The following is a 26336-nucleotide window of genomic DNA, read 5'->3' on the forward strand; positions in this document are numbered from 1 at the left end:
GAGGCAGCAATGGCCCTGGAGGACAGCGAGCCGCTTCCTCCTCGACTACTCGGAAAAGCATTTGCCCTAACTGCAGATCGATGAGCGCGAGGGAAGTCGGTCCTGTCGGAATCATCACGAAAGCAGGTATTCCGATGACTTCGACTATTCTTTGCCGCGCGATTTGCCGATTGCTTCAGTGGACACATGGAAACAAGTCATGGCTTCTGAGTAGACACATCGAAACTAGCCAAGATTTTGTTGCATGAGCGCCGCGATTGCGTCATTAGCAGTTCAGCCATTGCCTTAGGCAGGCAATTCACGACGAGCTCTTGCCGCAAAGCAAGCAAGGCGAAGGTGCTGGTAGTCAGTCGCTCGCCGTAATCTTTGCCAGTCTTGAAAACGCGCACGCAGTGCGCAAGGTCTCCCTAACCCCTACCACCGTTTCTTTTGGTGGAAACTGGGGGCGTTCGCGCATGCGCGCCGAAAACTTCTCACGCCGGCTGGTACTAGCCGCATCTCGTTGGGAACCGAGCCCCATCCAGGCTACGCCCCGCTGACTGGGAGTGAAGCTGAACCAGAGCGCAGACGCAATCGCGTGAGCTTGGTTCGAGCTGCCTCCCGTTTCCATTGTCGCCTCTGCTTCCGACTTCGGACTAGAGCGGCAGCGCTACTCAGGTGCATTTGGCGCCGAAGGTGCGCGCCTAAGCGAAGCGACCGCGTAAGCATTCACCCAGTTTTGAGGAGTTGGTTGTGTCGAAGATGGATCGCCGGGAGCAGAACCGGATTCTGCCCAAGTTCTTACCCATGATTAGCAGCGGGGAAGATCCTCCCGAGAAGATGATTGAGCTGCTAAAGCGCGACACGCGGCTCAGCACCGCCCGCATTCTCTACCGTGGTGGGCGGCTGTTGCTTCGCAAGAATCGGTACGTCGCGGCCTCAGGTGTGTTCCTCGCCTACATCGTCGTCGCCTTGCGCGTTGCGGTCATGGAACGCAAGCAGACGATGGCCTGCAGCGTCAACGACCCGTTGAAGCTAGCGAAGAAGCTTCGCCCTGATGGACCGTTCCGTTTGAAGCGGGAGTGGTATGAGAAGCTCACCGAAGCCATCGTGGAAGCCGATCGCGACCGTCCTGAAATGCGCGCCCGCGCTCTGATGAACTTGTCGCACCGCCTCATGTCTGGCAACGCGTTCGAGTAGTGTAGAACCTCGCTGTGGGGCGGGTGTACGTACACCCGCCCCCAGCATTTTGAGTCGGTTCCTGCAACATCGGCAACATCGCCGAGTGGTTGCAATCGGCCGTTTCCCCCGTAGAATACGCGAATCGCCGGTGGTTGCCGCCGAGTGGCAGAGAGCCCTGGATTCGACTTCTAATCCGTAGGTCGCTGGTTCGAATCCAGCTGGGCGTGCTTTTGCGGTTGGCGACTCGGGAAGTTATCCCTATGAGGGTCTATCGGGCCCGTGGCTGTGCTACTCACCTCCCCAAGCGGCGCACGGCGGCGCGATCTGACTGCAGCTCGCCCAAGCAGCTACTTGCCCATCGCGGGGCGCCCTTTTGCTGTGAAGCTGCTGGCTGGTGAACGCCGTCCCGCCGCGTTGCTAGGCCGGGCCGGACTTCACGCCTTCAGGGCTTATCACACCGCCGCCGACTCGAGCTCAGGCAGCATGCGGCCCGTGTCTATCAGATTTTGGTGCAGCTCGAAGCAGCTGGTTAGGTCGTGTCGTACATGGCCCGTCCGCGAGCGTTCGAGGTACTTGTGGAGGTAGTCTCGGTAGTGGGGGTGCGCGCACTGGTCGATGATCTTTCGGGCCCGCTCCATCGGGCCGAGGCCGCGGAGGTCGGCTAGCCCTTGCTCGGTGACCAGCACCTGCACGGAGTGCTCGTTGTGGTCGACGTGGGTGACCATCGGCACCACCGAAGAGATCTTGCCTCCCTTGGCGGTGCTGGGGGCAACCAAGATCGAGAGGTGGGCGTTGCGGGTGAAGTCGCCCGACCCGCCGACGCCGTTCATAATCTGGGTGCCCGCCACGTGCGTCGAGTTCGCGCAGCCGTAGATGTCCATCTCGATGACCGTATTGATCGCGACGACGCCCAGCCGGCGGATCACGCCGGGGTTGTTCGACAGCTCCTGCGGCCGCAGCACGACCCGCGGCGCGAAGAAGTCCATGTTGTCGTAGACGTGGTCGAGCAGCTCGTCGCTCAGCGTGAGGCTCGTGGACGACGCCCCTAGCAGCCGGCCGCTCTCGGCCAGCTCGACCAGCGAGTCCTGGAAGACCTCGCTGTACATGTAGAAGGCCGGGATAGCGTCGCTCGCGCCGAGGCCCTCCATCACTGCGTTCGCCACGTTGCCGACGCCCGCCTGCAGCGGCAGGAACTCAGGCGCGATGCGTCCCTGCCGGCGCTCGTCCGCCAGGAACCGCACGACATGCTCGGCGATCCTACGACTAACGTCGTCTGCTGGGTGGAACGGGGCGACGCCGTCCGGCTCGTTGGTCTCGATCACGCCGACGATCTTCTTGGGGTCGACCGTGGCGAACGGCTTGCCGATCTTGGTCAGGGGTTGCTCGATCGGGATGTGCGAGCGGTGCGGCGGCGGCGGCAGCACGGTGATATCGTGCATTTCGGAAAGCCGGCGGGAGTGGCGGCGGTTCAGCTCGATCACCACCCGGTCGGCGTGCCGCAGCAAGCTGGGCGAGACCCCCACCGAAGAGCTGAGGTACACCCGCCCGTCGGGCGTGACGTCCACCGCCTCGACGACCGCCGTGTGCAGGTTGCCGAAGAACCCCTGCTCGACCATCTGCGGGAGGTGCGAGAGGTGCATGTCGACAAACTGGACCTCCTGCTTATTGATCTTCTGACGGAGCGATCGGCTGCTCTGATACGGCGCGCGCCACGCGATGGCGTCGGCCTCGGAGAGGGTCTCGTCGAGGTCGGGGCCGGTGCTGGCGCCGGTCAGCACGCGGATCTTGTATTCCTCGCCCTGATCGTGCAGCCGTTTCGCGCGGGCGGCGATGGCTCTCGGGGTGGCCTTGGCGGCTCCGGCCGGGGTGAACCCCGAGAACCCTACCAGGGCCCCGTTAGGGATCATCTCGGCGACTTCTTCAGGCGTAATGGAGGGGAAGTTTGCGTTCGCGGACATTGCCTCGTTCCGGGTAGCAAGGTGGTGAAGTTCTAGTTTCCAAAGTAGGACAGCAGCACGCCGGCGGCGATCGCCGTGCCGATGACGCCGGCCACATTCGGCCCCATCGCGTGCATCAGCAGGAAGTTCTGCGGGTCTTCGCGCTGCGCCATCATCTGAGTCACGCGGGCCGCCATCGGCACCGCCGAGACGCCCGCCGAGCCGATCAGCGGGTTGATCTCTGTCTTGCTGAACACGTTCATCAGCTTGGCCAGCAGGATCCCGGAAGCCGTGGCGACCGAGAACGCCACCATGCCCAGGCAGAAGATCCCGATCGTGCTAACCGTCAGGAAGGACGACGCCTGAGTAAGGGCTCCGACCGACAGGCCAAGCAGGATGGTCACGATATCGATGAACTGCGACTGCGCGGTCTTGAACAATCGGTCAACGACGCCGCACTCGCGGGTCAGGTTACCAAAGAACAGCATGCCCATCAGCGGCAGCGCCGCATTGGCGATGAACGCGCAGATCAAAAAGCCGATGATCGGGAACATGATCCGCAGCGTCTTGCTAACGTTCTTCGGGGCGGGCATGCGGATGAGCCGCTCGCGTTTGGTGGTCAGGGCCATCATGATCGGCGGCTGGATGAGCGGCACCATCGCCATGTACGAGTACGCCGACAACGCCACTGCCCCCAATAAATCCGGCGCCAGCTTGGAGCAGGTGTAGATCGCGGTCGGGCCGTCCGCACCGCCGATGATGCCAACGGCCGCGGCCTCCGCTCCCGTGAACCCCAGCAGCAGGGCGCCGAACACCGTGCCGAACACACCGAACTGCGCGGCGGCGCCGAGCAGGATAACGCGCGGGTTGGCGAGCAGCGGGCCGAAGTCGGTCAGCGCGCCCAGGCCCAGGAAGATCAATGGCGGGAAGAAGTCCCACACCACGCCACGGGCGATCAAGTAAATCGGGCTGGCGTGAAACGGGTTCTGGCGTTCGGCGCTGACAACCACGGGAAACTGCGATTCGTCGCCGGCGGTGACCGGGGCGAGCACGACCCGCCCGTCTTCCTGCTCGGTCGGCTTGCCAACCAGCACCCGCTGGCCCTGCATCACGTCGACGACGCCGAGGGCCTGCGGCTGGTCTTTGGCGCCGCCCTGCCGGGCCAGCTTGGAGGTGCGGTCCACCATCACGGCGAAGTAGTCGGTGGGGCCGAGCTGCTCAAGTTTGGCGCGTTCGGCCCGACCGCCCGACTTTTCTCGCAGCGCCCGGGCCTTCCTCACCCCGTCGGCCGTCTTCTCGTGCAGCAGGATTTTGCCGATGGCGGGGTTCTCGATCTTCTCCCAGGGAGCGTAAGAGCGGCCGCCCCACTCCACCTCGGCGGTGGCGTAGTAGTCGAGCTGCTCCTCGTTGACCGGGCCGTCGTAGGCGCCTACCGGCGTCGTGGCCGAGTTGTACGGCACGTTGCCAATAAGGATTCCGAACCCGATGGGCACGAGCAGCAGCGGTTCGAACCCACGCTTGATCGCCAGGTAGATGAACAGCAAGCCGATGCCGATCATCACCGCGTTGCCCCAGTAGAACTGGCCGAAGCCGCTCTGGCTGAAGTACTCGTAGGCGGAATTCCAGATGTTGTCCCACATGGTATCAGGGGCCTTGCCTGTTTGGGGTTACTCAAACTCGATGAGAACTTGGCCCGCTTTGACCGACTCGCCCGGGCTGACCCGCACTGTGCGGACCTTGCCGTCGAGGGGCGACGCGACGTTGGTTTCCATCTTCATGGCCTCCATCGTCAAGAGGACCTGATTCACCGCGACGGCGTCCCCCGGCGCGACAAGCGGCTGGACGATGACCCCGGCGATCGGCGCCTTGACACAACGGTCGCTGCCGCCCGAGGGCGCGGGCGCCGCTGGGGCCTTCTCGGCGGGCGGGGCTGGTGGAGCGGCCGCGGCCGGAGTCGCGCCGCCGATTACGGTGGATCCGTGCACGGAGGTGGAGCCGTAGAGCGGCCCCGGGGGGCCCTCTTCGAGGATCTCGACCTCCACCTCGTAGGTCTTGCCTTCAACATTTATGCGCAGTTTCACGTTGCTAGTAGCCTCGGCGTAAGCTGTGGGAAGATTGGATTCTGCTCCGGCCTGCTTCGGCCCAGCCGGAGACGGTGTCGGGCGCGATGTAGGTGACCCGATGGACCGCGACGCGTCGCCCTGCCGCCACGGTGGCGGCGGCGGCGATCACCGCGACCAGACGCTGCGACTCGCGGTCGCGAGACTTCTTGGTGGCCGGCGCCGACTCGGCGGCCGACGGTGGGGCCTTCTGGCGGAACCACCACATCAGAACCGCGAACACCTCGCCGATCACCCACAGCGACAGGAACACGGTTCCCATCCCGACTATGGCGACCGAAAGCGCTTCGATCATCCGCTCGTTGAGGGGCGTCATTTTGTTCTCCTTTTACAGCGGGATCAGACCGTGCTTCTTGGCCGGCCGGACGTCACGTTTCATGCGGAGGCTGGCCAGCGACAACGCGACGTAGCGGCGCGTCTCGGCCGGGTCGATCACGTCGTCGACCATGCCGCGTCCGGCCGCCACGTACGGGTTCGAGAACGTCGACCGGTACACCTCGGCAAGCTCGGCCCGCTTGGCGACCTTGTCCTCGGCCGACGCCAGCTCCTTGCGGAACACGATGTCGGTCGCGCCCTCGGCGCCCATCACCGCGATCTCCGCGGTGGGCCAGGCCGCAACCCGGTCGGCGCCAAGATCCTTTGCACACATCGCGACGTACGCGCCGCCGTAGGCCTTGCGGAGGATCACGGTGATCTTGGGCACGGTCGCTGCGGAATAGGCAAACAGCAGCTTGGCGCCGTGCCGGATGATCCCGCCGTATTCCTGCTCGACACCCGGCATGAACCCCGGCACGTCGACAAGCGTCACCAGCGGGATGTTGAACGCGTTGCAGAAGCGGATGAACCGCGCGCCCTTGTCGCTTGCGTCGATGTCCAGGCAGCCCGCCTTGAAGTTCGGCTGGTTGGCGATGATCCCAACGGTCTTTCCCAGCACCCGCCCAAAGCCGACGATCAGATTCTCGGCGTACTGGGCCTGCACCTCAAGGAAGTCCCCGTCGTCTACCAGCTGGCTAATCACAGCGTGCATGTCGTAGCCGACACGAGCGTTCTCGGGCAGCACCTCCCGCAGTGCGGGCTCAAGCCGGACCTCGTTGGCGTTGCCAACGATCGGGGGGTCGTCCATGTTGTTGGACGGCAGGAGGCCGAGCAGCTTCTGGCAGATCTGCGCCGCGTGCTGGTCGTTGTCGGCGATGAAGTGCACCACTCCGGAGTAGGCCATGTGGGCCGCGGCGCCGCCCAGCTCATCGGCGCTGACGTCCTGGCCGGTCACCTGCTTGATGACCCCCGGGCCGGTGATGAACATCTGGGCGTGCTTGGTCTGAATGATGAAGTCCGTGAGGGCCGGGCTGTAGGCCGCCCCGCCCGCGCACGGGCCGCAGATCAGGCTGATCTGCGGAACCACGCCGGACAGCAGCGTGTTGTGGTAGAACACGCGGCCGTAGGCAGCCAGGCTGTCGATGCCCTCCTGGATGCGGGCGCCGCCGGAGTCGTTGACGAATACAAACGGACTGCCGGTCTTGAGCGAGGCGCTCATCATCGCGACTACCTTGTCGCTGTGCACCTCGCCGGCGGCTCCGCCGGCGACGGTAAAGTCTTGGCTGGCCAGGTGGACAAGCCGTCCGTTGATGGTCCCGCACCCGGTCACCACGCCGTCGGCCGGCAGCTCCTTGTCGGCCATGCCGAAGTACGTGCAGCGGTGGCGGGCGAAGCCGTACTGCTCTTGGAAGCTGCCCTCGTCGAGCAGGGCGTCGACCCGCTCGCGGGCGGACAGCTTGCCGGCCTTGTGCTGCTTGGCCACCCGCTCGGCCCCGCCGCACTCGTGCAGCGCGGCTCGGCGGCTGTACAGCTCGTTGATCTTGTCGTGCATCGTGTTGGCGGGTGGGGCCGGTTTCTCGGTCGTTGTCGGGGACATGGTGGTCTAGACTCCTGTCTTGGGCGGCGCCGCCAAGATTGGGGGGCCGCTGCTGCGCCTGCGGGGTGGGGACGGGCCTCAGTGCGAGGGCTCGCACAGTTCGGTCAGCACGCCCCCCGAACTCTTGGGATGCACAAACGCAATCCGGGTGTTGTGCGCTCCGGGGCGGGGTTCGGCGTCGATCATCCGCACGCCGCCGGCCTGCAACTCGGCGATGCGGGACTTGATGTCCGCCACCGTGTACGCGACGTGGTGCAGGCCCTCGCCGCGCTTCTCGATAAACGTCGCGACGCTGCTCGACGGGTCCGTCGGCTCGAGCAGTTCGAGCCGCACGTCGCCGATGCGGAAGAAGCCGACCCGCACCTTTTGGCTGGGGACCTCCTCTACGCTCTCGAACTCGGCGCCGAGGACGCGTTGGTAAAAATCCTTGTGTTCCTCGATCGACCTGACGGCGATGCCGAGGTGATTAATCGCTTCGGCCTGGATCATCTTGTGCCTCTCTCTCCTGTTTACTGGAATGACTCTTCGTACTCGCCGAACACCCCGGACAGCGCCCGGCAAACCTCGCCCACCGTGGCGTACGCCCGCACGGCCTCGAGGATCGGCGGCATGAGGTTGTCGTCGCCCTGGGCGGCCTGGCCTACCGCGTCCAGCGCCCGGGTGACGCGTTGCTCGTCGCGGTCGTCGCGCACCTTGCGGACGCGGTCGACCTGCCGCTGGGTTGTGGCCTCGGGCACCTCGAACAGGTCCATCTTGGGCTGCTCGTCGGTTGCGAACTTATTGACGCCCACGATCACGCGGTCGCCGCGGTCGATCGACTGGCCAAACTTGTAGGCCGACTCCTCGATCCGTTTCTGCACGTAGCGTTGCTCGATCGCGGTCGGCATGCCGCCCTTCCGATCGATCTCGGCGATGATCGCCTCGGCCTCGGCCTCGAGGTCGTCGGTCAGCTTCTCAAGGAAGAAGCTCCCGGCGAGCGGGTCGATCGTGTTGGTCACGCCCGACTCGTGGGCGATGATCTGCTGCGTCCGCAGGGCGACCGTGACCGACTCTTCGGTCGGCAGGGCGAGTGCCTCGTCCTTGCTGTTGGTGTGCAGCGACTGGGCTCCGCCGAGCACGGCGGCCAACGCCTGGATCGCGACCCGCACAACGTTGTTGTCGGGCTGCTGCGCGGTGAGCGTCACGCCGCCGGTCTGGGTGTGGAACCGGAGCATCTGGCTCTTCGGGTTGGTCGCGCCGAACCGCTCCTTCATGATCCGGGCGTACAGCCGGCGGGCGGCGCGGAACTTCGCGACTTCCTCCAGCAGGTCGCTGTGAGCGGCGAAGAAGAACGCCAGCCGCGGGGCGAAGTCATCGACCTTCAGGCCGGCCTTGATGGCGGTCTCGATGTAGCAGACCGCGTTGGCCAGCGTGAAGCCGATCTCCTCGCCGGCGGTCGAGCCCGCCTCGCGGATGTGGTAGCCGCTGATGCTGATGGTATTCCAGCCCGGCACGTTCTCGGTGCAGTAGGCGAAGATGTCGCTCGTCAGCCGCAGCGACGGCCCGGGCGGGAAGCGGTAGGTGCCGCGGGCGATGTACTCCTTGAGGATGTCATTCTGGATAGTGCCGCTCAGCTTGTCGGGGGTGACCCCCTGCTTCTCGGCCACCGCGATGTACATTGCCAGCAGGATCGACGCGGTCGAGTTGATCGTCATGCTGGTCGACACCTGGTCGAGCGGTATGCCGTCGAACAACGCCTCCATGTCGGCGAGCGAGTCGATCGCCACGCCCACCTTGCCGACCTCGCCGAGCGACATGTCGTCGTCCGAGTCGTAGCCGATCTGGGTCGGCAAATCGAACGCCACGCTCAGGCCCTTGGCGCCCTGGTCGAGCAGGTAGCGGTAACGCTTGTTCGACTCCTCGGCGGTGGCGAACCCGGCGTACTGCCGCATCGTCCAGAACCGGCCGCGGTACATGGTCGGCTGCACGCCGCGGGTGTAGGGGTACATGCCCGGGAAGCCGAGCCGCTCGTTGTAGCGGTCCTTCACGCCGTCTTCGGGCGTGTACAGCCGCTCGACCGGCCGGCCCGACGCGGTGACGAACTCTTCCCGCTGCTCGGGGAAGCGGGCGATCGTCTTGGCGACCGGGCCGTCCTGCCAGCGTTGCTTGGCGGATGCAATCGATTCGGTTTCGGTTAGGTTCGACATCTTTGCGTCTGGGGCTAGTGTCTGGACGTGTTGGTTGTGTGTTATGTGGCTGTCGTGGCTAGTTAGGCGCCGCGAGCTCGACGAGGACATTGTCGACCAGCGTGTCGAGCGACTCGGAGCCCGCCAGCACGCCCCGCAGCCGCGCGGGACCGCCGTTGTTGTCTCCGACCGCATGCAGCACCCGCAGCCGGACCTCTTCGATCACGGCCTGGCGGACCTCCTCGACAGCCTGCTCCTCGCGGCGGGCGAGCCACCGCTCGGCATTCAGCTCGGCGAGTCGCTCGAGCTCGTCGACCAGCTCGGCGATCCCCTGGTCCTCGGCGGCGCTGCACAGCAGCACCTTGGGCGGGTCGGTCAGCACCTCGTTGCAGTCCATCTTTTCGTCTGCCCCAAAGGACAGGTCGTGCCGGGCGAAGTAGCTGGTCTCCAGCGCCGTCAGCAGCTGCTGGTGCAGCCGCTCTGCGTCGGGGCGGTCGGCCTTGTTCACGACGAACAGCTCGCCCGCCTCCATCAAGCCCGCCTTGAGCATCTGTACGGTGTCGCCCTGCCCGGGCGCGAGCACCACCAGCACCAGGTCCGCGTTGCCGGCGATCTCGACCTCGCTCTGCCCGACGCCGACGGTCTCAACGATCACGGTCTCGCAGCCAATCAGGCCCATCACCCGCACCACGCCCTTAGCCCCCAGGGCCAGACCGCCCAGCCGCCCCCGCGAGGCGAGCGAGCGGATGAACACCTGCGGGTCGGTCGCGTGCCGCATCATCCGCACCCGGTCGCCGAGTAGCGCGCCGCCAGTGAACGGCGACGAGGGGTCGACCGCCAGGATGCCCAGCCGGCTGTCGGGCCGCCGCCGCCGCACCTCGGTAGCGATCCGGTCCGTCAGGGTCGACTTGCCGGAGCCCGGCGCACCAGTGATGCCGAGCACCAGCCGCGGCTGCGGCCAATCCCGACTGCCTGCGAGCAGTTCCGCCAGCCGCTGCGGCTGATCGGTCATGATCGTCATCAGCCGGGCGGCGGCTCGCTGGGCAAGCGGGCCGCCGCTGCGAGCCTCGGCAGACATGTCTTCCAGACTGGTCATGGTAGTCGGCGATTCGCATGGGGTTTCCTGCCCCTAGCCGCCGGAACTCTTCACTCGGTTTCTTGTGCGCCTAGAGCCTGATTGATCCGCTCGACGATCGCCCGCGCCGGCGTGCCCGGCGTGAACACGTCCGCGACGCCCATCGCCTTCAGGCCATCGACGTCCTTCGGCGGGATCGTGCCGCCGCCGAACACCACCACGTCGTCCGCGTGGCGCTCGTGCAGCAGGCTGAGGGTCCGCTGGAACAGCGTGTTGTGGGCGCCGGACAGCAGCGACAGGCCGATGCCGGCGACGTCCTCTTGAATGGCCGCTTCAACGACCTGCTCTGGGCTGCGGCGGATGCCGGTGTAGATCACTTCGAAGCCGGCGTCACGCAGCACCTGGGCGACGTACTTGGCGCCCCGGTCGTGGCCATCCAGGCCGAGCTTGCCGATCAGTAGTCGGCGTGTAGTGGTAGCGCGCATCTTGTTCACTTGGAGGGGGCTGACGCGGTGGGAAGGGGTCGCTCGTTCTTGAGCGACGCCCCAGTCGTTAGCGATTTGCGTGCCACTAACCCGCCCGACCAGAAAACGCGGCGGTCCCCATCCCTGCGCCGACCGCGGCAATTCAGAATAAACCCCTAGTCTAGGCATGATTGCCAGATCGAGCACGCCATACGGCGCGGCAAGAAACCTCGATCCTCATCGCCGAGGAAGGCGAATCCCCAGCTCGCGGGTGTGCGGAATGGCACAGTCGTGCCACCGAGCGCATCGCGATGAATGCTACCACCAGTCGCAACCGACCAGAGCTTGGATCAACCAGGACTGCGACCAGGTGCGGGCGCAGCTATGAAGGGGGAGGAGCGAACATGGGCGTCGGCTTGCCGCGGTCGACTACCGATCACCGCACGCGGTCCGGCGAGTGGAGCCCTGCCCTGCGCAAGGCGCCACATGCTCCGCTATACTCGGCAGGTTAGAACATGACGAAGACTTCGCGACTTCAAGCCGCGTGCGTCGCTTTGGATTGGTTCTCAAGAAATAAAATCTCGCCTGGTCAGTCGCCGGTGGCCACCAACCCGGCCTGCTCGCCGTAGGACGTGCCGTTACGCGTGCCGAGGGCGTTGAACACGTTGAGGTCTATATCGTAGCTCACCGAGTGGACGCTGCCGTCGGCGTGCACGGTGTTGAACCCACCGGGGTGGGCGGCGCCGAAGTGGAACTCCCACCAAGAGGATCCCTGCGGCTTCGGCTCGCTAGGGAGCGTGAGGTGGTCCAGCTGGCTGTCCGGCAGCGGCGGGATGCCGGTCGAACGCATCACGTCCGGGTCCCAACCGTCGGTCCAGCCGGCGTCGTCCGAGGAGCAGCCCCCCTCGTAGAGATCCGTGCGGACGTACTTTTCGCCGATCATCATCGTCTTGGACGAGCCGTCGGTGATCCGCGCGAACTTGATCGGCCGCGGAGCGTTGACGAACTTCCCCTCAACGGTGTCAGTGAACGGGCTCTTGCTCGTCCAATAGAAGGCCGAGCGAACGATCACGCCGTCGTAGACGCCGTTGTACTGCGGCGGAGGACCGAGGGACTGGTCGGCCTTGGGAGGGTTGCCGGCTCCACCACCGGTGCATGCACCAAAATACACGTCGCCCCAGCCGCCCCACTTTGGGTACTCAGTGGCGACATCGACCGGCGCCGGCTGTTTGGAGTCGATCTTTGTGAATGGCTGGGCGCAGGCGTAGTCGGTCACCACGACCGTCAGGTCGCCGTGTGAGACCCGTGTCGCTGCGCGGCGCGACGGGCAGTTGTACAGCGGCACCACGGTGTCTCGCATCTTCGCACTAGTCGTGAGGTCGTGCAGGGCGTTCTCCTCGAGGTAGGGCAGGATCTGGTAGCCCCAGCCAAGGCCCATCTTGGCAGTTCCGACGGGCTGACCCTTTTCGACGTAGTCCTCGATCAACACGCCCCAGGTGGAGCCGCCGGTCGGGAATACCTGGAGGGTGTTGACGTGATTGAGGATCGCCAACCCAACGTTCTTCAAGTTGTTCTTGCACTGCGTACGGCGGGCGGCCTCACGTGCCGACTGCACGGCCGGCAGCAGCAGCGCAATCAGGATACCGATGATCGCGATGACCACCAGCAGCTCGACCAGCGTGAAGGCGCCGCGGCGGGCGGCTGGCAGGCGAGTCGCGGCGCCGCGGTGCGGCTGCCACTGAAGCGCTGCTCGGTTCCAGGGGAGCATTCTTGCCATGACTTTTCTCCTGGGTCGTCCCAGTAAACGAGGGGTTAACAGTGACGTTGCGTAATTGAGCGACCACCCCCACACCCGAGGGGCGCCGCGCGCACTGCCCTGCGGCGATCGGGAAGACCGCGTCCGGCTCCGAGCGGGGCGCCGCCCCAACCAAGCGCCGCCGCGTCGACGGTGTTCGGACAATTTCCATCTCTTGTCGCGGTTCTACCGAGGCCGCGAGCCCTCACGCCCAACGCGCGGGCGCTACGGCAGCGTTCGTCGCCTGACGCCAATCCCGGCGGTGGTCAGAATCCCTATCAATGCCGCCAGGCCCAGCGAAGCCGGCTCAGGGACAATCCCCGACGCGAGCGGCCCAGCCCCCAGCCCCAGGCTGAGGTCGGTTCGTCGTTCCTTCCAAAAGCGGAAGTCGGCGATTGTGGTCTTGCCGTCCCCGTTGACGTCGCCCTGGGCGAGCGTCTGCCCGCCGGGGAGGTTCATGTTGTCGAAGATGCACTGGTAGTCCACGAAGTCCACTACCATGTCGCCGTTGCAGTCGCCCGGGATCGGGAGGTCCGGCGGCAGGGCGTCCGCGAACGTGGTGGCGACGCGGATCTCATCGAGGACGGTGGTTGCTCCGCCCCCATTGCCAAAGCTCGCCGCGCCGATGGCGCCGAGCACAAAGTCGAAATTCTCCGCCAGGTTGTTCGGGATCGTCGGCTCGACCGAAGTCTTCGGGTCGAAGTAGAGGGAAACCCGGTCGCCATTAGCGGCGGTCGTGAGCTCGAACTTTAAGACCAGCAGGTGGTTAAGGCCGTCGTCGTTGAACGACGCCGGCGACGCCTGGATGATCTGCTGGTCCACCCCGCTGGGGTTGAAATTGAACTGCATCTTGGCGGTCGCGGCCGACTGCTGGGCCGAGCCAAAGCTGCTGAAGAACTGGTTGTAGCCGATGTCCGCGACGCGGTTCTCTCCGGGCGTCTCGTTCGGCGGGAAGAACTCGATCGCGCGGTAGCCCATGTCGGCGTCAGGCGTGTCGCCGAAGTTGACCTGCAGTCCGATGTAGAAGGTGTCTTCGGTGTCGTCGGTCCACGGCGTGGCGAAGAAGCGATCGGTGCGGCCGAATCCATTCACCGAGCCTCCCTCGGACGGCGTACCAAGATAGGATAATCCGGTCGACTGCACCGCCTGCCCCTCAGAGCCGAGTGTCCACGCGCCGGTGAAGAACGACCCCGGGCCGATCGTGGGGCCCTGCCCGGCAAGTGGGTTGACCGCCACCGCGGGTTCGCCAGTAAAGGTAGTCTCGGTGTACTCACCGGCGGACGGGTTGCTGCCGATAGCGAACGGGTCATAAGCCAGCAGCACCGCCTGCGCCTGCTGAGCCGTAGCCGCGGCCAGCATCACGCCGAGGCACGCCGCAACGACCGGCTGCAGCACGCGGCGCCGGCGGCTGACCAACGTGGCCATGCAAGCCGCGATGGCGCCCAGGAGCATCACGGCGGCGGACGGCTCCGGCACGGTCGCCGGGCCCGCCGAGGGGCCGGCACTGGCGGAGATCAGTCCCTTGAGCAAACGGAAGTCGTTTAGGTCGACGACGTTGTCGTCGTTGAGATCGCCATTGGCCTCGAACGGCGTGCTCGCCTGCATGTTGGCGACCAGATTGGTCGCGTCGGTCAGGTTCACGGCGCCGTCGCCGTTGAGGTCGCCCGGCAGCACGCCGGTGATCTCCATCACAACGTTGTCGATACCCGCCCATGACTTCTCGACGCCGGCGTTGAACTCTCGGCTGGTAGTGTCGAACTCGATGCCGAGCGACTGGCCAAGCACACCGGCGGTGAGCGACGCGTCGTTACGCGGGATGAGAATCTCGAAGCGTTCGAACCCATCGGTCGGCGACGCCGCGAGCGATTTCAGGGTCGTGCCGGGGTAGGCGCCGGCAAAAACCCGCGCCGTCAGCTCAAACCCCATTTCGACGCCGGCGTTGTTGGCGTCGATCGTAAAGATGTCAACCACGTCGAAGCCGATCTTGTACTGCTGGTTGGCCGAGGGGTTCGCGATGCTGTGGCCCGACGCAATCTGGTAGACGCGGCCGTCGTTGGTCGACAGCAGCATCTCCTGACCGTGGCCGGCAAAGCCCGAGCCCTCGGTGCCCGAATCGCCAATCACATCATCGTTGAAGTCCTCGTTGCCCAGACCTGCGACCTCCCCAATACCGCCGGCGCCGCCCACGAAGATCCAGCCTGGGATCACGCCTGGGATCGGCGTGCCGTCCGTCTCGAAGGCCAGCGTCTTCTCGCCCGCGGGCCCCGGCAGCTCCATATCGAAGTTGGTGAGGGCGATCCCGCCGGTCACGGCGAGCGCGGGGGTGGTCACGACCAAGGTCGCGAGCAGGGCAAACGCCATCAGCGGCGCAGCTTGCTTGTGCATCGTGGTGGCTCCTCGGTTTCCGAATGCGAGTGTCTGGTGTCCGTCCGCCGACCAATCTTGCCGGCTGGCCCGCTGCCGTGTCCGGCGGCTAAGAACGCCGGCCAGGCCTGCCAGCAACAGCACACACGCCGCCGGCTCGGGCGCGGCGGTCGCCGCCCCGGCGGCCGCCCCGGCCAGGGTCGCGTCGAAGAAGATCGAGCCCACGCGGAACGAGGTCTCTGGGAGCGCCCCCGAGAGCGCACCGTACCGCGACACCCAGAAATCGTAGTCTTCGTCGTCCACAACGCCGGGGGTCAGGGCGTCGGGGTTCTCGTTGGGCAGCGAGACGCTCGACCCGAAACTGTCCCGCCAGACGGTGTAGTCGGCCGCGTCCACGACGCCGTCTTCGTTGTAGTCGCCGCCGTTTGCTGTCGGCTCGAGGCCCTCAGCCAGAATGAACTGCATCGCCAGCCCGTCCTGCGCAGCGTCGGTCGCAAACGGGCTGGCGGCCGCCGAGATATCGCCGATCGAAACCTCCTCGCCCGGGGTGAGCGTGCGGGCGCCGGTGAAGTTAACCTGAGACAGCCCGCTGGTTCCTTCCGCGTCGGTCTGCCACGAGCCGGTACCGCCAGAGAGCGGTGTGAACTGCGCCGCGCTCAGGGCGGCATCGGCAGACGAGATCGTGAAGCCGTCGAACACCAAGGTTTCCAGCGAATCATTCTTGAGCGTCGCGGCGCCGGTGTTGGGGTTCACCCTCAGCACCAAGTTGTTCTCGAACTTTGAGCCAACGTACTCGATCTGACCACGGACCAGCTGGTCGCCCGTCTCCGGACCGCCATACAGGAACACCAGGTCCTCGCCGTCGTCGCCGAAGTTGGAAACGTCACCCGCTACCGCAAACTTGTCGAACCCAATGCCGAGCGAAACCTGGGGCACCGCACTCAGGTCGTACGCGTCGTCGTTGCCGACCGGCGGGAACTGATCGGGGACCTTCACCTCAGACACAATGCCCGCATTGTTTCCTCCGGGCTTGATCCAATCGCCGGCTCCCGGCGTTGAGACGCCGAGGCCCGCGTAGCTGGTCATCATCGACCCGTTGGCCGAAGCTACCGAGTAAGAGTCGATCGCGATGGCGCCGCCGTAGGGGTTGCGGACCGTCATCTCGCCGGTGTCCCGGTCGACGGTCAGGATCAGCACCGCCTCGTAGGAAAGCTCGAGCAGCGCGCTGCCGCCGGAAACGCTCTTCCGTAAAGCGTAGGTGGCGCCGAGCGGCGCCTCGTGGGCCGCGTCGAGCCCCGACACCGCGACCGAGCCGTCGGATCCGACATTGGTGAAGCCGCCCGCGATCACGCTGGTGTCTGGCGTGGCGACGTCGATCAGAGTCCACTTGGTCCCGAGCGACGCAATCGGGTCGCGTGTCGCGGCGGCGCCGCTAAACTCCACATTCAGCACGCCGTCGACGATCGCCTGCTGCCCGAACGTGGTTACCTTGAGCGGAGAATGGGCCGTGGCGCTGGTGATGGCGGCGGTGTAGCTGCTGGCGGACCCCATCTGCAATTGCATGGCGGAACTAAAGTTGACATCCGGCCCCTCAACCCGGAGCCGGCGGTTGAGGTTGGCGGTCCCGTTGACGCTCAGCGTCGAAGCCCCACTCAAGTCGACCAGGCTCGACCCGAGCGAGTCGCCAGCGAAGGTTTCGCCGCCGACAACCAGGGCCTCGCCGGTGAGCGTGCCGCCGGTCATGGTCAGGAAGCCGCGGCCGTCCTGCCCCACGACGATCCGACCGTCCGCGCCAACGCCGGCCTCGGTCGTCGAGACGTTGTTGAGCAAGCCGCCGCTGATGGTAAGCGAACCCACCAGCGCCCCGTCCGCCGGCTCTGGGTTCACCAGCTGGGGTGGGTTGAATGTGTAGTCGAGTTCCCGGACGCCAAAGTAAAGTCCGCCAATAGTCTGTTTGGTGGCTGGCAGCGCTGCGGTGATCGCCGGCGACGAGACCGTCGTTGTGTTGAGCACCCCGTTGGGGCTGTCGGTGCCGAGCACGGCCCGCACGTTGAACCCGCCGGCGGACTGGGGCACGAAGCCGCCATCGCCGGGGGCTCCGACGACAAACCAGTTGCCGGCGGTATTCCAGCTCGAGCTGACGTCGCCCTGCCAGTAGCCCTCCCGGGCCGACGCACGGCCGCCCAACGACAGGATTGCCACGAGGGAAGCGACGAGAAACAGGGCCGTGGATTTATTCAAGGTTGTCATCGTTGTCCCGCCATCGGGGGTCTCGAGCCTGGGTACTTGTTCAGCCAATGCAGCGGGCCGTCCAAAAATTGTTTCTTGCCTGCATGAGGATCCGAGCCGGCGCCCTCCGGACTGGCGGAGGGCGCCGACGGACCATGGATCACTACTGGTACTCTCTCGTTTTCTAGACCTTCGTGCTCCTCCGGCGGCCGACGCCCAACGCGACTCCGCAGAGCCCGAGGAGCGCGAGTGACGCCGGCTCCGGCACGTACGCAACCGTATTGATCGCGACGTCGGCGAACTCGGTGCCGACCCGCATTTCGTCAAAGAACGCCGGTCCGTCGGGGCCGGTGTTGTAGGAGAACTGCACCATGGCCGACATGCGGTCGGCGAGGAACTCGCCCACGGATACCGACGCACTCGGGGTCGGCTCGACAGTCCCCACTGGGTCGAGGAAGGCGGAGATCACGTCGTCGCCCGAGTTCGACAGCTCGAACTTCATCACGACCAGGTGCGTTCCCTGGAAGCCCAACTCCGTGATGTTGACGCCCTCACTGAACGGCTGGTTGATCAGCGTATCGGTAGTGCTGTCGCGGACGTTCAGCGCCAGTTCCGAGCCGAGGCCCGCGAACGTGCTGACGCCAAGCATCAGGTTGCGCTGGGTGGCGTCGTCGAACCCGCCCTCGTGCATCTCGAACACGCGGTGGTGAGGATCGTTCACGTCGCCGCCTCCGAAGTCTACGAGGTAGCTGACGTAGAAGGTCGCGTCGGGGTTGGTGAACCCGCCCCACGGCGACGCCATCATCCGCGACGTGCGTGACTCGGTGCAGCAGTCGGCCAGATACTCACGGCTCGCCGAGCCGCCTGTCGCCGGCGAAGTCAGGCCCGGCCGGCTGAGGCCGGTCGCGTAGGACTTGGTGTTGGCGGCCAGCTCGGGGTAGTCGGAGGCCACCCACGGGCCCGTGAAGAAGCTGCCGGAACCACCCGACTGGCCGCCCAGCGGGCTGCCGTCCACGTAGTCTCCACCGTCGGTAGTTGACGTGAAGCCGTCGTACCACAACTCGGTCGCGTTGGAGGTTGCTGCGAACAGCGCGGCGGCCGTCCAGGCTGCGGTAGCCAGAACACACCTATTAAGAATTCGATAAGAAGAAACCGTAGGCGCCATTAGACGAGACCCTCCATCAAGAGAAGTAAAACAAGGAACAGATCATCACAACTCGCCCTGCTCTGCCGCCGGCAGGAAACCAATGAGCCGCAGCGCGACTCGCCGCAATCGCCCCAATACCCGCCGCCCGACCTGCGTCAGCCGACAGCTCAACATTAATTCGTCTGTGCTCAGCCTGGTTGGATGCTTGCGCGCCCCCGGAATGGGCGACCGCACGCGCGTCGAAGGACTCAAACGCTTGCTCTAGGAAAACGCGGGAATCGAAAAGGTGTAAGAGCCGCTCACGCACGCTGCTGGCAACGCCACCGCACCCGCGAGCAGACTCGCAAGCCGCGGCGTGGTGAACACTGCGTGCATCTGGATAAGGGAACTGACGTCGTGTTCCCGATTATCGTGTTCCTGATTTCTAAGGAATGACTATCCGTATCAAGATGAGGTGTCTGGGGCGTGGGTCGCGCCGCCCGCGGCGGGTTCATCGATCCGCGCGGGGTTCGATTTGGGGGCCGCGGTCGAGGCCCGTACGATAAGTTCGGTGCTGACGCGGTGGATTTCGGCGGGCCGTTCCGAGGCGTCCTCCGAGGCCTCGCCGTCGTTCGGCGCGGTTCGTCCGGGCTTCTCTTTTGTATGCTTGAGCTGTTTTTCCATCAGCAGCTGCGCACCGAGCCGGCCAATCCGCTCGGCGTCAAAGCCAACCGTCGTGAGCGGCGGCGTCATGAATTCGGTGGAGAATTTTTCGTTGAACCCCACAATGCTAAGGGCTTCGGGCACGCGGAGGCCAAACTGCCAGAGCGTGTGCACCAGCAGGGTTGATTCGAGGTCGCTGTAGCAAATGAGCGCGGTCTGACGGTTGTCGCCCCGGAGCACCGAGTCGACTAGCGTGGCGATGCTGCAGTGCCAGAACCCTGGCTCCAGGCCCGCGTCACGCATCGCCGCCTCGACGCCGCGTCGCCGCTCGCGGATGCTGCAGTGCGGCTTGACCTCCTCGTGGACGAACAGGCCAAAATCTCGGTGTCCCAGCCCAATAAGGTGCCGGGCAGCGGCGTACGCGCCGCCAAAGTCGTCGACCAGCACCTGCGGCAGCAGCGGGTCCGAGTCGTCCATGAGCATGACGCACGGGATCCCCGCCTGACGGATGCTGTCACGGACCTCGTCCGGGAGGCGCTGAAACGCCACGCAGCCGTCGACCTGGCCGCCCAGGACCAGGTCGCGCCAGGCGTCGCCGTCGCCTAACGGGATCAACATCGCGTGGTGGTCGTCGCGGCGGAGTTCGCGGACCAGCCCCTGCACGACGCGGTCGTTGACGCCCTCAAAAATCCAGGCGTCGTTGTCGTAGAGCAGGCCGACACCCTTGGTGCGCTGCTCAGAAAACGCTCGCGCCCGGGCATTCGGAAGGTAGCCAAGGTCCGAAGCGATCCGGCGGATCTTCTCGGCTCGCTCGGCACTGTCACGACGCAAGCCCCGGGTGTTCCCCCGGAGCACACGCGCGACCGTGGAGCTCGAAACCCCTGCCTCGCGAGCGATGTCGTAGATCGTGGCGGCCATAAGCGAACGTGTTCGATCGATTGCAAGCTACGTGGCCACTAATTGCAAGCAGTGGCAGTTACAGCTGACTTCAACGTCGAGAGGAGAAAAACAGATAAGTTTGCGAGGTGCTTTACAACTGACACCGGTCGCAATTTAATGATTGCGGTGAGGCGAGTCAACAAAATATTGCCCCTTTTCTTATCTTCTTGTTCCGCGACCTCCGGCCGCCGCCGCCGCGATTTTCTCCTCCTCGGCGTCGTGATCGACGCCCCTTGCTGCTCCTAGATCCCCTTTTTCAGGCTTAATAGTCATGTCGCCAGCTAGCACCACGCACTCGGCCTGCCGCCTCGTCACTTCACTTGGACTGACGCTGTTCCTTTCTCTGGCGGTTGGCGCCGCGGAGCCCCACGTCGCCGGAGGGCCAGTCGACGCCAGCGCCGACTTCCGCGAGCCGGCCGCCATCCACTTCGTGCCCGCCGCGGTCGAATCGTTCGACGCGACCACCGGTCAGGGCGCCCTCCGCTGGGACCGCTACACCCGCCGCACCAACCTCTCGTTCAACAAGGTCGACCTCGCCTACGCGCGTGCCGAGAGCAACGAGTTCCCGGCCTCCGAGTACGAACGCGACCCGGTCCTGCCGTTCTCGGTGACGTTTGTCTCGCCCCGCACGGTGCGGCTCCGCTTCGCGACCCGCAGCGACGGCCCGGTCGGGTCGCAGGGCGACCGCGACTCGTTGATGCTCGCCGACGAGCCCCCGACCGACCCGAACTGGAAGTCAACCGAAAACGAGGACGCCTACACCTTCCGCAGCAAGAACACCGAGGTGCGGCTGCTCCGCGACCCGTGGCGGATCGAGATCCGCGACAACTCGGGACGGCTCGTCACCCGCACCCGCGTGCTCAACGACCCCGCCACGTTCTCGGCGCCGACCCCCTTCTCGTTCATCCGCCGCGCCCGCGACCTCGGCCGCAGCACCGCGGCCAGCTTCCAGCTCGCGCCGGACGAGAAGATCTTTGGCTGCGGCGAGTCGTTCACTCGGTTCAACAAGCGGGGCCAGCGGGTGCAGCTGCTCACCCGCGACGCGATGGGCGGGCAGTCGGAGCGGATGTACAAGCCGGTCCCGTTCTTTATCTCGAGTCAGGGGTACGGGATGTTCGTGCACACCAGCACCCCGGTCACCTGCGACTTCGGCCGCGACTTCGACGAGGCGGCCGTCATCACCACCGGCGACGAGAACCTCGACCTGTTCCTGTTTGTCGGCACGCCGAAGGAGATCCTCACCGAGTACACCGCCCTCACCGGCCGCAGCCCGGTCCCGCCCACCTGGTCCTTCGGCCTGTGGATGAGCCGCATCACCTACAAGAGCGAGCCCGAGGTGCGTGAGGTCGCCCAGAAGCTCCGCTCCAACCGCATCCCCTGCGACGTCATCCACCTCGACACCGGCTGGTTCGAGAACGACTGGCAGTGCGACTACCGCTTCGCCGAGTCGCGGTTTGACGACCCCGGCAAGATGATCGCCGACCTGCGCAAGCAGGGCCTCCGCGTCTGCCTGTGGCAGCTCCCCTATTTCAGCCGCAAGAACTCGTTGTTCCGCGAAATTGTTGACAACGGCTTCCACGTGCACGACGCCGCGGGCGTTGGCCCTGCGCTCGACGCGGTGCTCGACTTCAGCAACGAGGCCGCCGTCCGCTGGTACCAGCAGAAGATCGCCGGGCTGCTGGAGCTCGGCGTCGCGGCGATCAAGGTCGACTTCGGCGAGGACGCGCCGGTCGCCGGCTTGTACGCCTCCGGCCGTTCTGGCTGGCACGAGCACAACCTCTACCCGCTCCGCTACAACAAGGCGGTCGCCGAGGTCACCCGCGACACCACCGGCGAGTCGATCATCTGGGCCCGCAGCGCCTGGGCCGGCAGTCAGCGGTACCCGCTCCACTGGGGCGGCGACGCGGAGAACACCGACTCGGCGATGGCGGCCTCACTCCGTGCCGGGCTCTCGCTCGGCCTGTGTGGTTTCAGTTACTGGAGCCACGATGTGGGCGGGTTTGTGGGCCGGCCCGATCCGGAACTCTACAAACGCTGGCTCGCGTTCGGCGCCCTTACCAGCCACACCCGCTGCCACGGCGCGCCGCCGCGCGAGCCGTGGGAGTACGGCGAAGAGTTCCAGGACGCCTTCCGCCGCACTATTGAACTCAAGTACCGACTCATGCCGTACATTCTGGCCCAGGCCAACGACTGCAGCCACCGTGGCCACCCGATGCTGCGGCCGCTGTTCTTCGAGTTCCCAAACGACCCCGGCTCTTGGCTCGTTGACGACCAGTATTTCTTTGGCTCGGACCTGCTGGTCGCCCCGTTGTTCAGTCCCGAACCGGACTCCGACAACCCAAAACGCTCGATGTACCTGCCCCCGGGCGAGTGGGTCAACTTCCAAACCGGCGAAACGCATTCCGGCGGGACCTGGCGCTCGGTCACCGCGGCGCCGGTGCCGGTCGCGGTGCTGCACCGCTCTGGAGTCAAAATCCCAATGGTGCCTGTCGCCCCGTCGACCGACGCGATTGATTGGGACGCCGCAACTCCGGTGACCGTACTGCCGGAGTAGCCCCCTCTCCGGTGGGAGGGCACGACCACGCGGCGGCGTTCTGTCCGAAAAATCGATCGGAGGGGACAATACCCCCGGCCGTGCAGTCCCACGATTCGTGTGTGACGCTGGTATAGCAGTGTTTCCGGCAATTAGCTCATCGCCGCCCGCTGGGTTTTGTCCGGTAGTGCGAGCCGAGGCGGGCGTTCGGCCTGCTAGCCCCACTTCACGCAAGAATTCCAATAACACCCGGCGGAAGCCGGGGGGGGTAGCATGCCGCGGATAGGAGCGCAGGGGGCCGAGACTTCACATGCGGCCGCCTACCCTCCGGCTTCCCCCACAGAGGTTAATCGGGTATCGCGCAGCAGGATCACTCTTGAGGAGTCCTTGCGAGGCTTCCTGTCCCCTATTTGACGAGACGTGCTGGCTCTTTTCTACTTGAATCCGGCGCCCACGAGCAATTAGGTCGGTAGGCCAGCGCCGCCGCCACGCGTCTGCCGACCCACCGCAGGGCAGCCTGATGAATGCGTACCTATTTAGTGTGGTCGCCGTTCGGCGGGGCGACCAGTTTGTGCTCGTGCAGGAGCGGAAGCACGGCCAGCGGTGGTACCTGCCCGCCGGCCGCGTCGAGCCGGGCGAGACCTTCGAGTGCGCCGCCCGCCGCGAGGTCCTTGAAGAGGCCGGCATCGATGTCGCGCTCACCGGCCTTATCGGACTCGAACAGTCGAACACCGCCAGCGGCGTCCGGCTGCGGGCGGTGTTCACCGCCGAACCGGTTGGCGACTCGCCGCTCAAGTCGTCGCCCGACAAGCACACCCTGCAGGCGGTCTGGGTGCGGCCGTCTGAGCTTGGCCATTACGACCTGCGGGGCGTCGAGGTGGCGTCGCTGCTCGAGTACCTGGCCGCCGGCGGCCCGACCGCGTCCCTTGAGGTGCTGCGGCGCGAGGGGTCGGACTACACCTTGCCTCAAGTGCTCTAGCACAACTGAGCTAGCTGAGCTGGAAATGTGGACTGGCTCTCGACCGCATTGCAAAACCTTGCAATGGGTTCGGCGTGACTGCAGTCGCGTGCTTGTACCCTTCTCCAGCGGGCCCTCGCAACCAATCCCGTCTGGTGGTTGGTTAAAAAAACGGGGACAGACACCACGGCTCCCCATCTGGTCTGGATTCTCGGCCGACCAGCGCGTCGAGCCCGTCCCCGTTTTTCGAATCGCCTACTCGCGCTGTAGTACGATAGGCGCTCGGCCCATCGCTACGAGGCTGCCGCCGCCCTACCCTACGCTACCCACAACGATGACCGCATCCCTGCCCCTACCGACCTTCTTGCTGGCCGCTCTGCTCCTCGCCACGTCCGGCGGCTTCGACGCCGCCGCCAATCCGGCGACCATCCACGCCTTCGCGATGGACGGCGCCAGCGACCACACGCTGTCGTTGATGGCGGGCCTGTCGGGCGTGGTCGCGAGGACCTCGCCGGAGGTGCACCTTGGGTTCCGCGATTCGGACCCGGCCGCGGATCCAGACTTTTGGCTCAACCGCCATGTGGAGAACAACCCAGGAACGCGGGTCGTCTGGCAGGATGACGCGGGATGGTTTCTCGAGCACTACAAGCCCCTGCTCTCGGGCTACGTGCTGTACGACGACGGCTCGCTGAACCAAGCCACCAGCGTGGCCGGCGCCGTTGGGGCGGTGATGGTACACGAGTCGCTCGTGGGCGGGACGGTAGGGGCCGCGCTCGCCGAGTCGGGGCTCGAGCAGATCGAGGACGTCCGCGGGCGCAGCAGCGACTGGGTGTTTGACCGCTACGACTTCAACCGCGAGCTAATCTACCGTCAGCAGCCGAGCAAGCTGCACCAGCTCCGCGCCCACGCGGTGCTGAACGGCGGGTTCGTGTTCGACGCCACCGGCGCTACACGCGACCGCTACCTGGCCGCGCAGCGGCCGCAGTCGCTGGTGCTGGGCTGGGGCTACGAGAACGACGAGCAGGAGTTCTTCAGCTCTGCCTCGCGGCACAACCTGATGACCGTGCCGGCAGACTTCCTGCAGTCGTCGGCGGGGCCGGCGCGGTGGGAGGTCGTGCTGCCACCGCGGCCCGGCAAGGCCGACCCCGCGACGCCAACCCGGCCCGACGCGCACTACGTGGCGTTCGTCATGAGCGACGGCGACAATGCCCAGTGGCTGACCAACACGTTCGCCACCAGCGGCCGCTGGTTTGGCTCGCCGCACCGGGGCGCCTTCCCGATGACTTTCGACCTCACGCCGGCGCTGCTGGAGATCAACCCGACCGCGCTGAAGTACTTCTACGACCAGGCCGGCCCGGACGCGCAGCCGACGACCTTCGTCACTGCCGGCGGCCACGGCATCAACTACCCAAGCCAGATCAATGACATCGCGGGGTACGTCGACGCGACCGTACAGGCGATGCAGCGGGTCGACCACAACGTCATCTCGATCCTCGACCCCGACAACCCTGCCGAGGCGCTCGACGCCCTGGCCGCCAGGCCGGAGATTGCAGGCGTGATGTTCAAGACCAACTCCGGCGGCTACGCCGACCGCCACGGCGAGGTCCGCTGGAGCAGCGGCACGGCGATCGCCGCGGTGCGGTACACGCTGTGGGAAGGCTTCGAGACCCCCGACAGCCTGACCGCCAAGCTCAACGCCGCCCCCCGCGACGCGCTGCACGACCCGGCGTCGTACTCGATCGTCAACGTTCACCCGTGGTCCGACATCACTGATGGCCACGGCCGGGGCGACCCGATGAGCAACGTCGCGGCCATCGTGGAACGGCTAGACAACGGCGTCGAGGTGGTGACGCTGGAGGAGCTGTTCTTGCACTTGAGCCGAAACCAGGAGACGCTGTCGCGCAGCGTCAAGGACGACGCGAGCAAGTGAGAAGCGGCTGTTGGGGGCCGTGCTCACGCGCGATAGCGGGTAGGCATGGCGATCGGCGCCCGGCGAATTAGAGAGAACGTAATCCTCTTGGGCGCCGCACATCAGCGACTGCACCCACGACAACCAGCCACAGCGCCGACGGCTCAGGGGCCGCCGACCCGCCGCCCGTGGTCGCCCCGTAGTTGGCGGCCCAGTCGTCGTAGTCGCTGGCGGGCAAGCCGCCGTCCCGCCAGACGGTGTAGTCGGCCGCGTTGACCGAGCCGTCGTCGTTGAAATCTCCAGCGGGGCCGGGCGGACCGATGGGGGTGAGCGAGGTAATGACCGCTTCGACGCTGAACGAGAACTCGTCGCTCAGGGTTCCGGGGTTGAACCACTCGCCGGTCAGGATGAGGTGGGCCTCCTCGAAGTCGGCCAGGTTGAGTGCGGGCGGCAGCCCGTCGCTGGTCAGCACGGTTTGGTCGTAGTCAATCAATTCGACATCCAGATCCACGTAGTCGACCTGTGGGTTATCGAGGGCCGACGGAGTGGTGTCGCCCGATCCGTAGAACAGGAGGTAGTCGGCTCCCCACGGGGCGTTGTCCTCGATGTAGGCAGCGAAGAAGTCGGTGGTCTCGAAAAACCCGCTGGCCGCGTTGGAGCCCTGAACGTAGCTGTCGCTCGGCGCCATGGCAAAATAGGAACCAACGCTTGCGTTCTCATTGTCGTCCGGAAGCGACAAGTTGTACTGCAGCTCGCCGACCAGCACGTCCTCTAGCAGGATCGCGCCGTCGATGATGCCGTACGGGTCGTAGACGTCGATTACCTCGGCCGTGATGGCGTAGGTAACGAACTGTGCGGTAGCCACGCCGGGCAGAAACATCAAGAAAACGGCGGACGCGAGGCAGGCGGGTCTCATGGCGGCTCCCTGGGGACCAGGCACGGCGGACGGACTCACGCGCCTGATTGTAGCCAATTGGGCCCGCCGC

18 protein-coding genes are annotated in these 26336 nt (G+C 65.7%); 4 read left to right on the forward strand and 14 right to left on the reverse strand.

What is annotated here, in order from left to right; all coding sequences use genetic code 11:
• Positions 1-732: 732 nt before the first annotated feature.
• A complete protein-coding gene (locus tag Pla123a_RS21690) occupies positions 733-1179 on the forward strand; it encodes a hypothetical protein (protein ID WP_146590926.1) in 447 nt (148 codons plus the stop codon).
• A 434-nt stretch (positions 1180-1613) separates the two neighbouring features.
• On the opposite strand, the gene Pla123a_RS21695 is transcribed toward Pla123a_RS21690, so the two are convergent.
• From Pla123a_RS21695 to Pla123a_RS21755, 13 genes are all read right to left on the reverse strand, one after another.
• Entirely contained in the window at positions 1614-3119 is a 1506-nt protein-coding gene (locus tag Pla123a_RS21695; RefSeq protein ID WP_146590928.1) for a succinate CoA transferase, read from the reverse strand.
• A 32-nt stretch (positions 3120-3151) separates the two neighbouring features.
• The gene (locus tag Pla123a_RS21700; protein WP_146590930.1) at positions 3152-4738 is read right to left on the reverse strand and encodes a sodium ion-translocating decarboxylase subunit beta; all 1587 of its coding nucleotides are present in this window, start codon (positions 4736-4738) and stop codon (positions 3152-3154) included.
• Between the two features lie 27 nt (positions 4739-4765).
• On the reverse strand, positions 4766-5179 hold the full coding sequence (locus Pla123a_RS21705; RefSeq protein ID WP_146590933.1) for a biotin/lipoyl-containing protein: 414 nt from the start codon (positions 5177-5179) through the stop codon (positions 4766-4768).
• 4 nt (positions 5180-5183) lie between these two features.
• Positions 5184-5534 (reverse strand): OadG family protein, encoded by a 351-nt coding sequence (locus Pla123a_RS21710; protein WP_146590934.1) that lies wholly within the window; start codon positions 5532-5534, stop codon positions 5184-5186.
• Between the two features lie 12 nt (positions 5535-5546).
• Positions 5547-7130, reverse strand: a complete 1584-nt coding sequence (locus Pla123a_RS21715) for an acyl-CoA carboxylase subunit beta (protein WP_231956591.1) — start codon at positions 7128-7130, stop codon at positions 5547-5549.
• Positions 7131-7208: 78 nt separating this feature from the next.
• Positions 7209-7619 (reverse strand): methylmalonyl-CoA epimerase, encoded by a 411-nt coding sequence (gene mce / locus Pla123a_RS21720; RefSeq protein WP_146590936.1) that lies wholly within the window; start codon positions 7617-7619, stop codon positions 7209-7211.
• Positions 7620-7639: 20 nt separating this feature from the next.
• On the reverse strand, positions 7640-9316 hold the full coding sequence (locus Pla123a_RS21725; RefSeq protein WP_146590938.1) for an acyl-CoA mutase large subunit family protein: 1677 nt from the start codon (positions 9314-9316) through the stop codon (positions 7640-7642).
• 58 nt (positions 9317-9374) lie between these two features.
• Positions 9375-10391 carry a methylmalonyl Co-A mutase-associated GTPase MeaB gene (gene meaB, locus Pla123a_RS21730; protein ID WP_146590940.1) on the reverse strand — a complete coding sequence of 339 codons (1017 nt, stop codon included), beginning with the start codon at positions 10389-10391 and terminating at the stop codon, positions 9375-9377.
• A 50-nt stretch (positions 10392-10441) separates the two neighbouring features.
• Positions 10442-10855 (reverse strand): cobalamin B12-binding domain-containing protein, encoded by a 414-nt coding sequence (locus Pla123a_RS21735; RefSeq protein ID WP_146590942.1) that lies wholly within the window; start codon positions 10853-10855, stop codon positions 10442-10444.
• 568 nt (positions 10856-11423) lie between these two features.
• A complete protein-coding gene (locus Pla123a_RS21740; protein WP_146590944.1) occupies positions 11424-12611 on the reverse strand; it encodes a DUF1559 family PulG-like putative transporter in 1188 nt (395 codons plus the stop codon).
• Positions 12612-12854: 243 nt separating this feature from the next.
• The gene (locus tag Pla123a_RS21745) at positions 12855-17234 is read right to left on the reverse strand and encodes a dockerin type I domain-containing protein (protein WP_146590946.1); all 4380 of its coding nucleotides are present in this window, start codon (positions 17232-17234) and stop codon (positions 12855-12857) included.
• A 172-nt stretch (positions 17235-17406) separates the two neighbouring features.
• Positions 17407-18387 (reverse strand): PEP-CTERM sorting domain-containing protein, encoded by a 981-nt coding sequence (locus Pla123a_RS21750; protein WP_146590948.1) that lies wholly within the window; start codon positions 18385-18387, stop codon positions 17407-17409.
• Positions 18388-18813: 426 nt separating this feature from the next.
• Positions 18814-19929 carry a LacI family DNA-binding transcriptional regulator gene (locus Pla123a_RS21755; RefSeq protein ID WP_146590949.1) on the reverse strand — a complete coding sequence of 372 codons (1116 nt, stop codon included), beginning with the start codon at positions 19927-19929 and terminating at the stop codon, positions 18814-18816.
• 292 nt (positions 19930-20221) lie between these two features.
• On the opposite strand from Pla123a_RS21755, the gene Pla123a_RS21760 reads away from it, so the two are divergent.
• The 3 genes from Pla123a_RS21760 to Pla123a_RS21770 all read left to right on the forward strand — a co-directional run bounded on the left by Pla123a_RS21760 (position 20222) and on the right by Pla123a_RS21770 (position 25371).
• Complete coding sequence (locus tag Pla123a_RS21760) at positions 20222-22504, forward strand: glycoside hydrolase family 31 protein (protein ID WP_146590951.1); 2283 nt, start codon at positions 20222-20224, stop codon at positions 22502-22504.
• A gap of 499 nt (positions 22505-23003) precedes the next feature.
• On the forward strand, positions 23004-23462 hold the full coding sequence (locus Pla123a_RS21765) for an NUDIX domain-containing protein (protein ID WP_146590953.1): 459 nt from the start codon (positions 23004-23006) through the stop codon (positions 23460-23462).
• 313 nt (positions 23463-23775) lie between these two features.
• Positions 23776-25371, forward strand: a complete 1596-nt coding sequence (locus Pla123a_RS21770; protein WP_197528189.1) for a GxGYxYP domain-containing protein — start codon at positions 23776-23778, stop codon at positions 25369-25371.
• 67 nt (positions 25372-25438) lie between these two features.
• Here the strand turns inward: Pla123a_RS21770 and Pla123a_RS21775 are convergent, their stop codons facing one another.
• Positions 25439-26266, reverse strand: coding sequence for a hypothetical protein (locus tag Pla123a_RS21775; RefSeq protein WP_146590957.1), 828 nt, complete (start codon positions 26264-26266; stop codon positions 25439-25441).
• Positions 26267-26336: the final 70 nt, after the last annotated feature.

The sequence above is a fragment of the Posidoniimonas polymericola genome (genome assembly GCF_007859935.1).
Lineage (GTDB): Bacteria > Planctomycetota > Planctomycetia > Pirellulales > Lacipirellulaceae > Posidoniimonas > Posidoniimonas polymericola.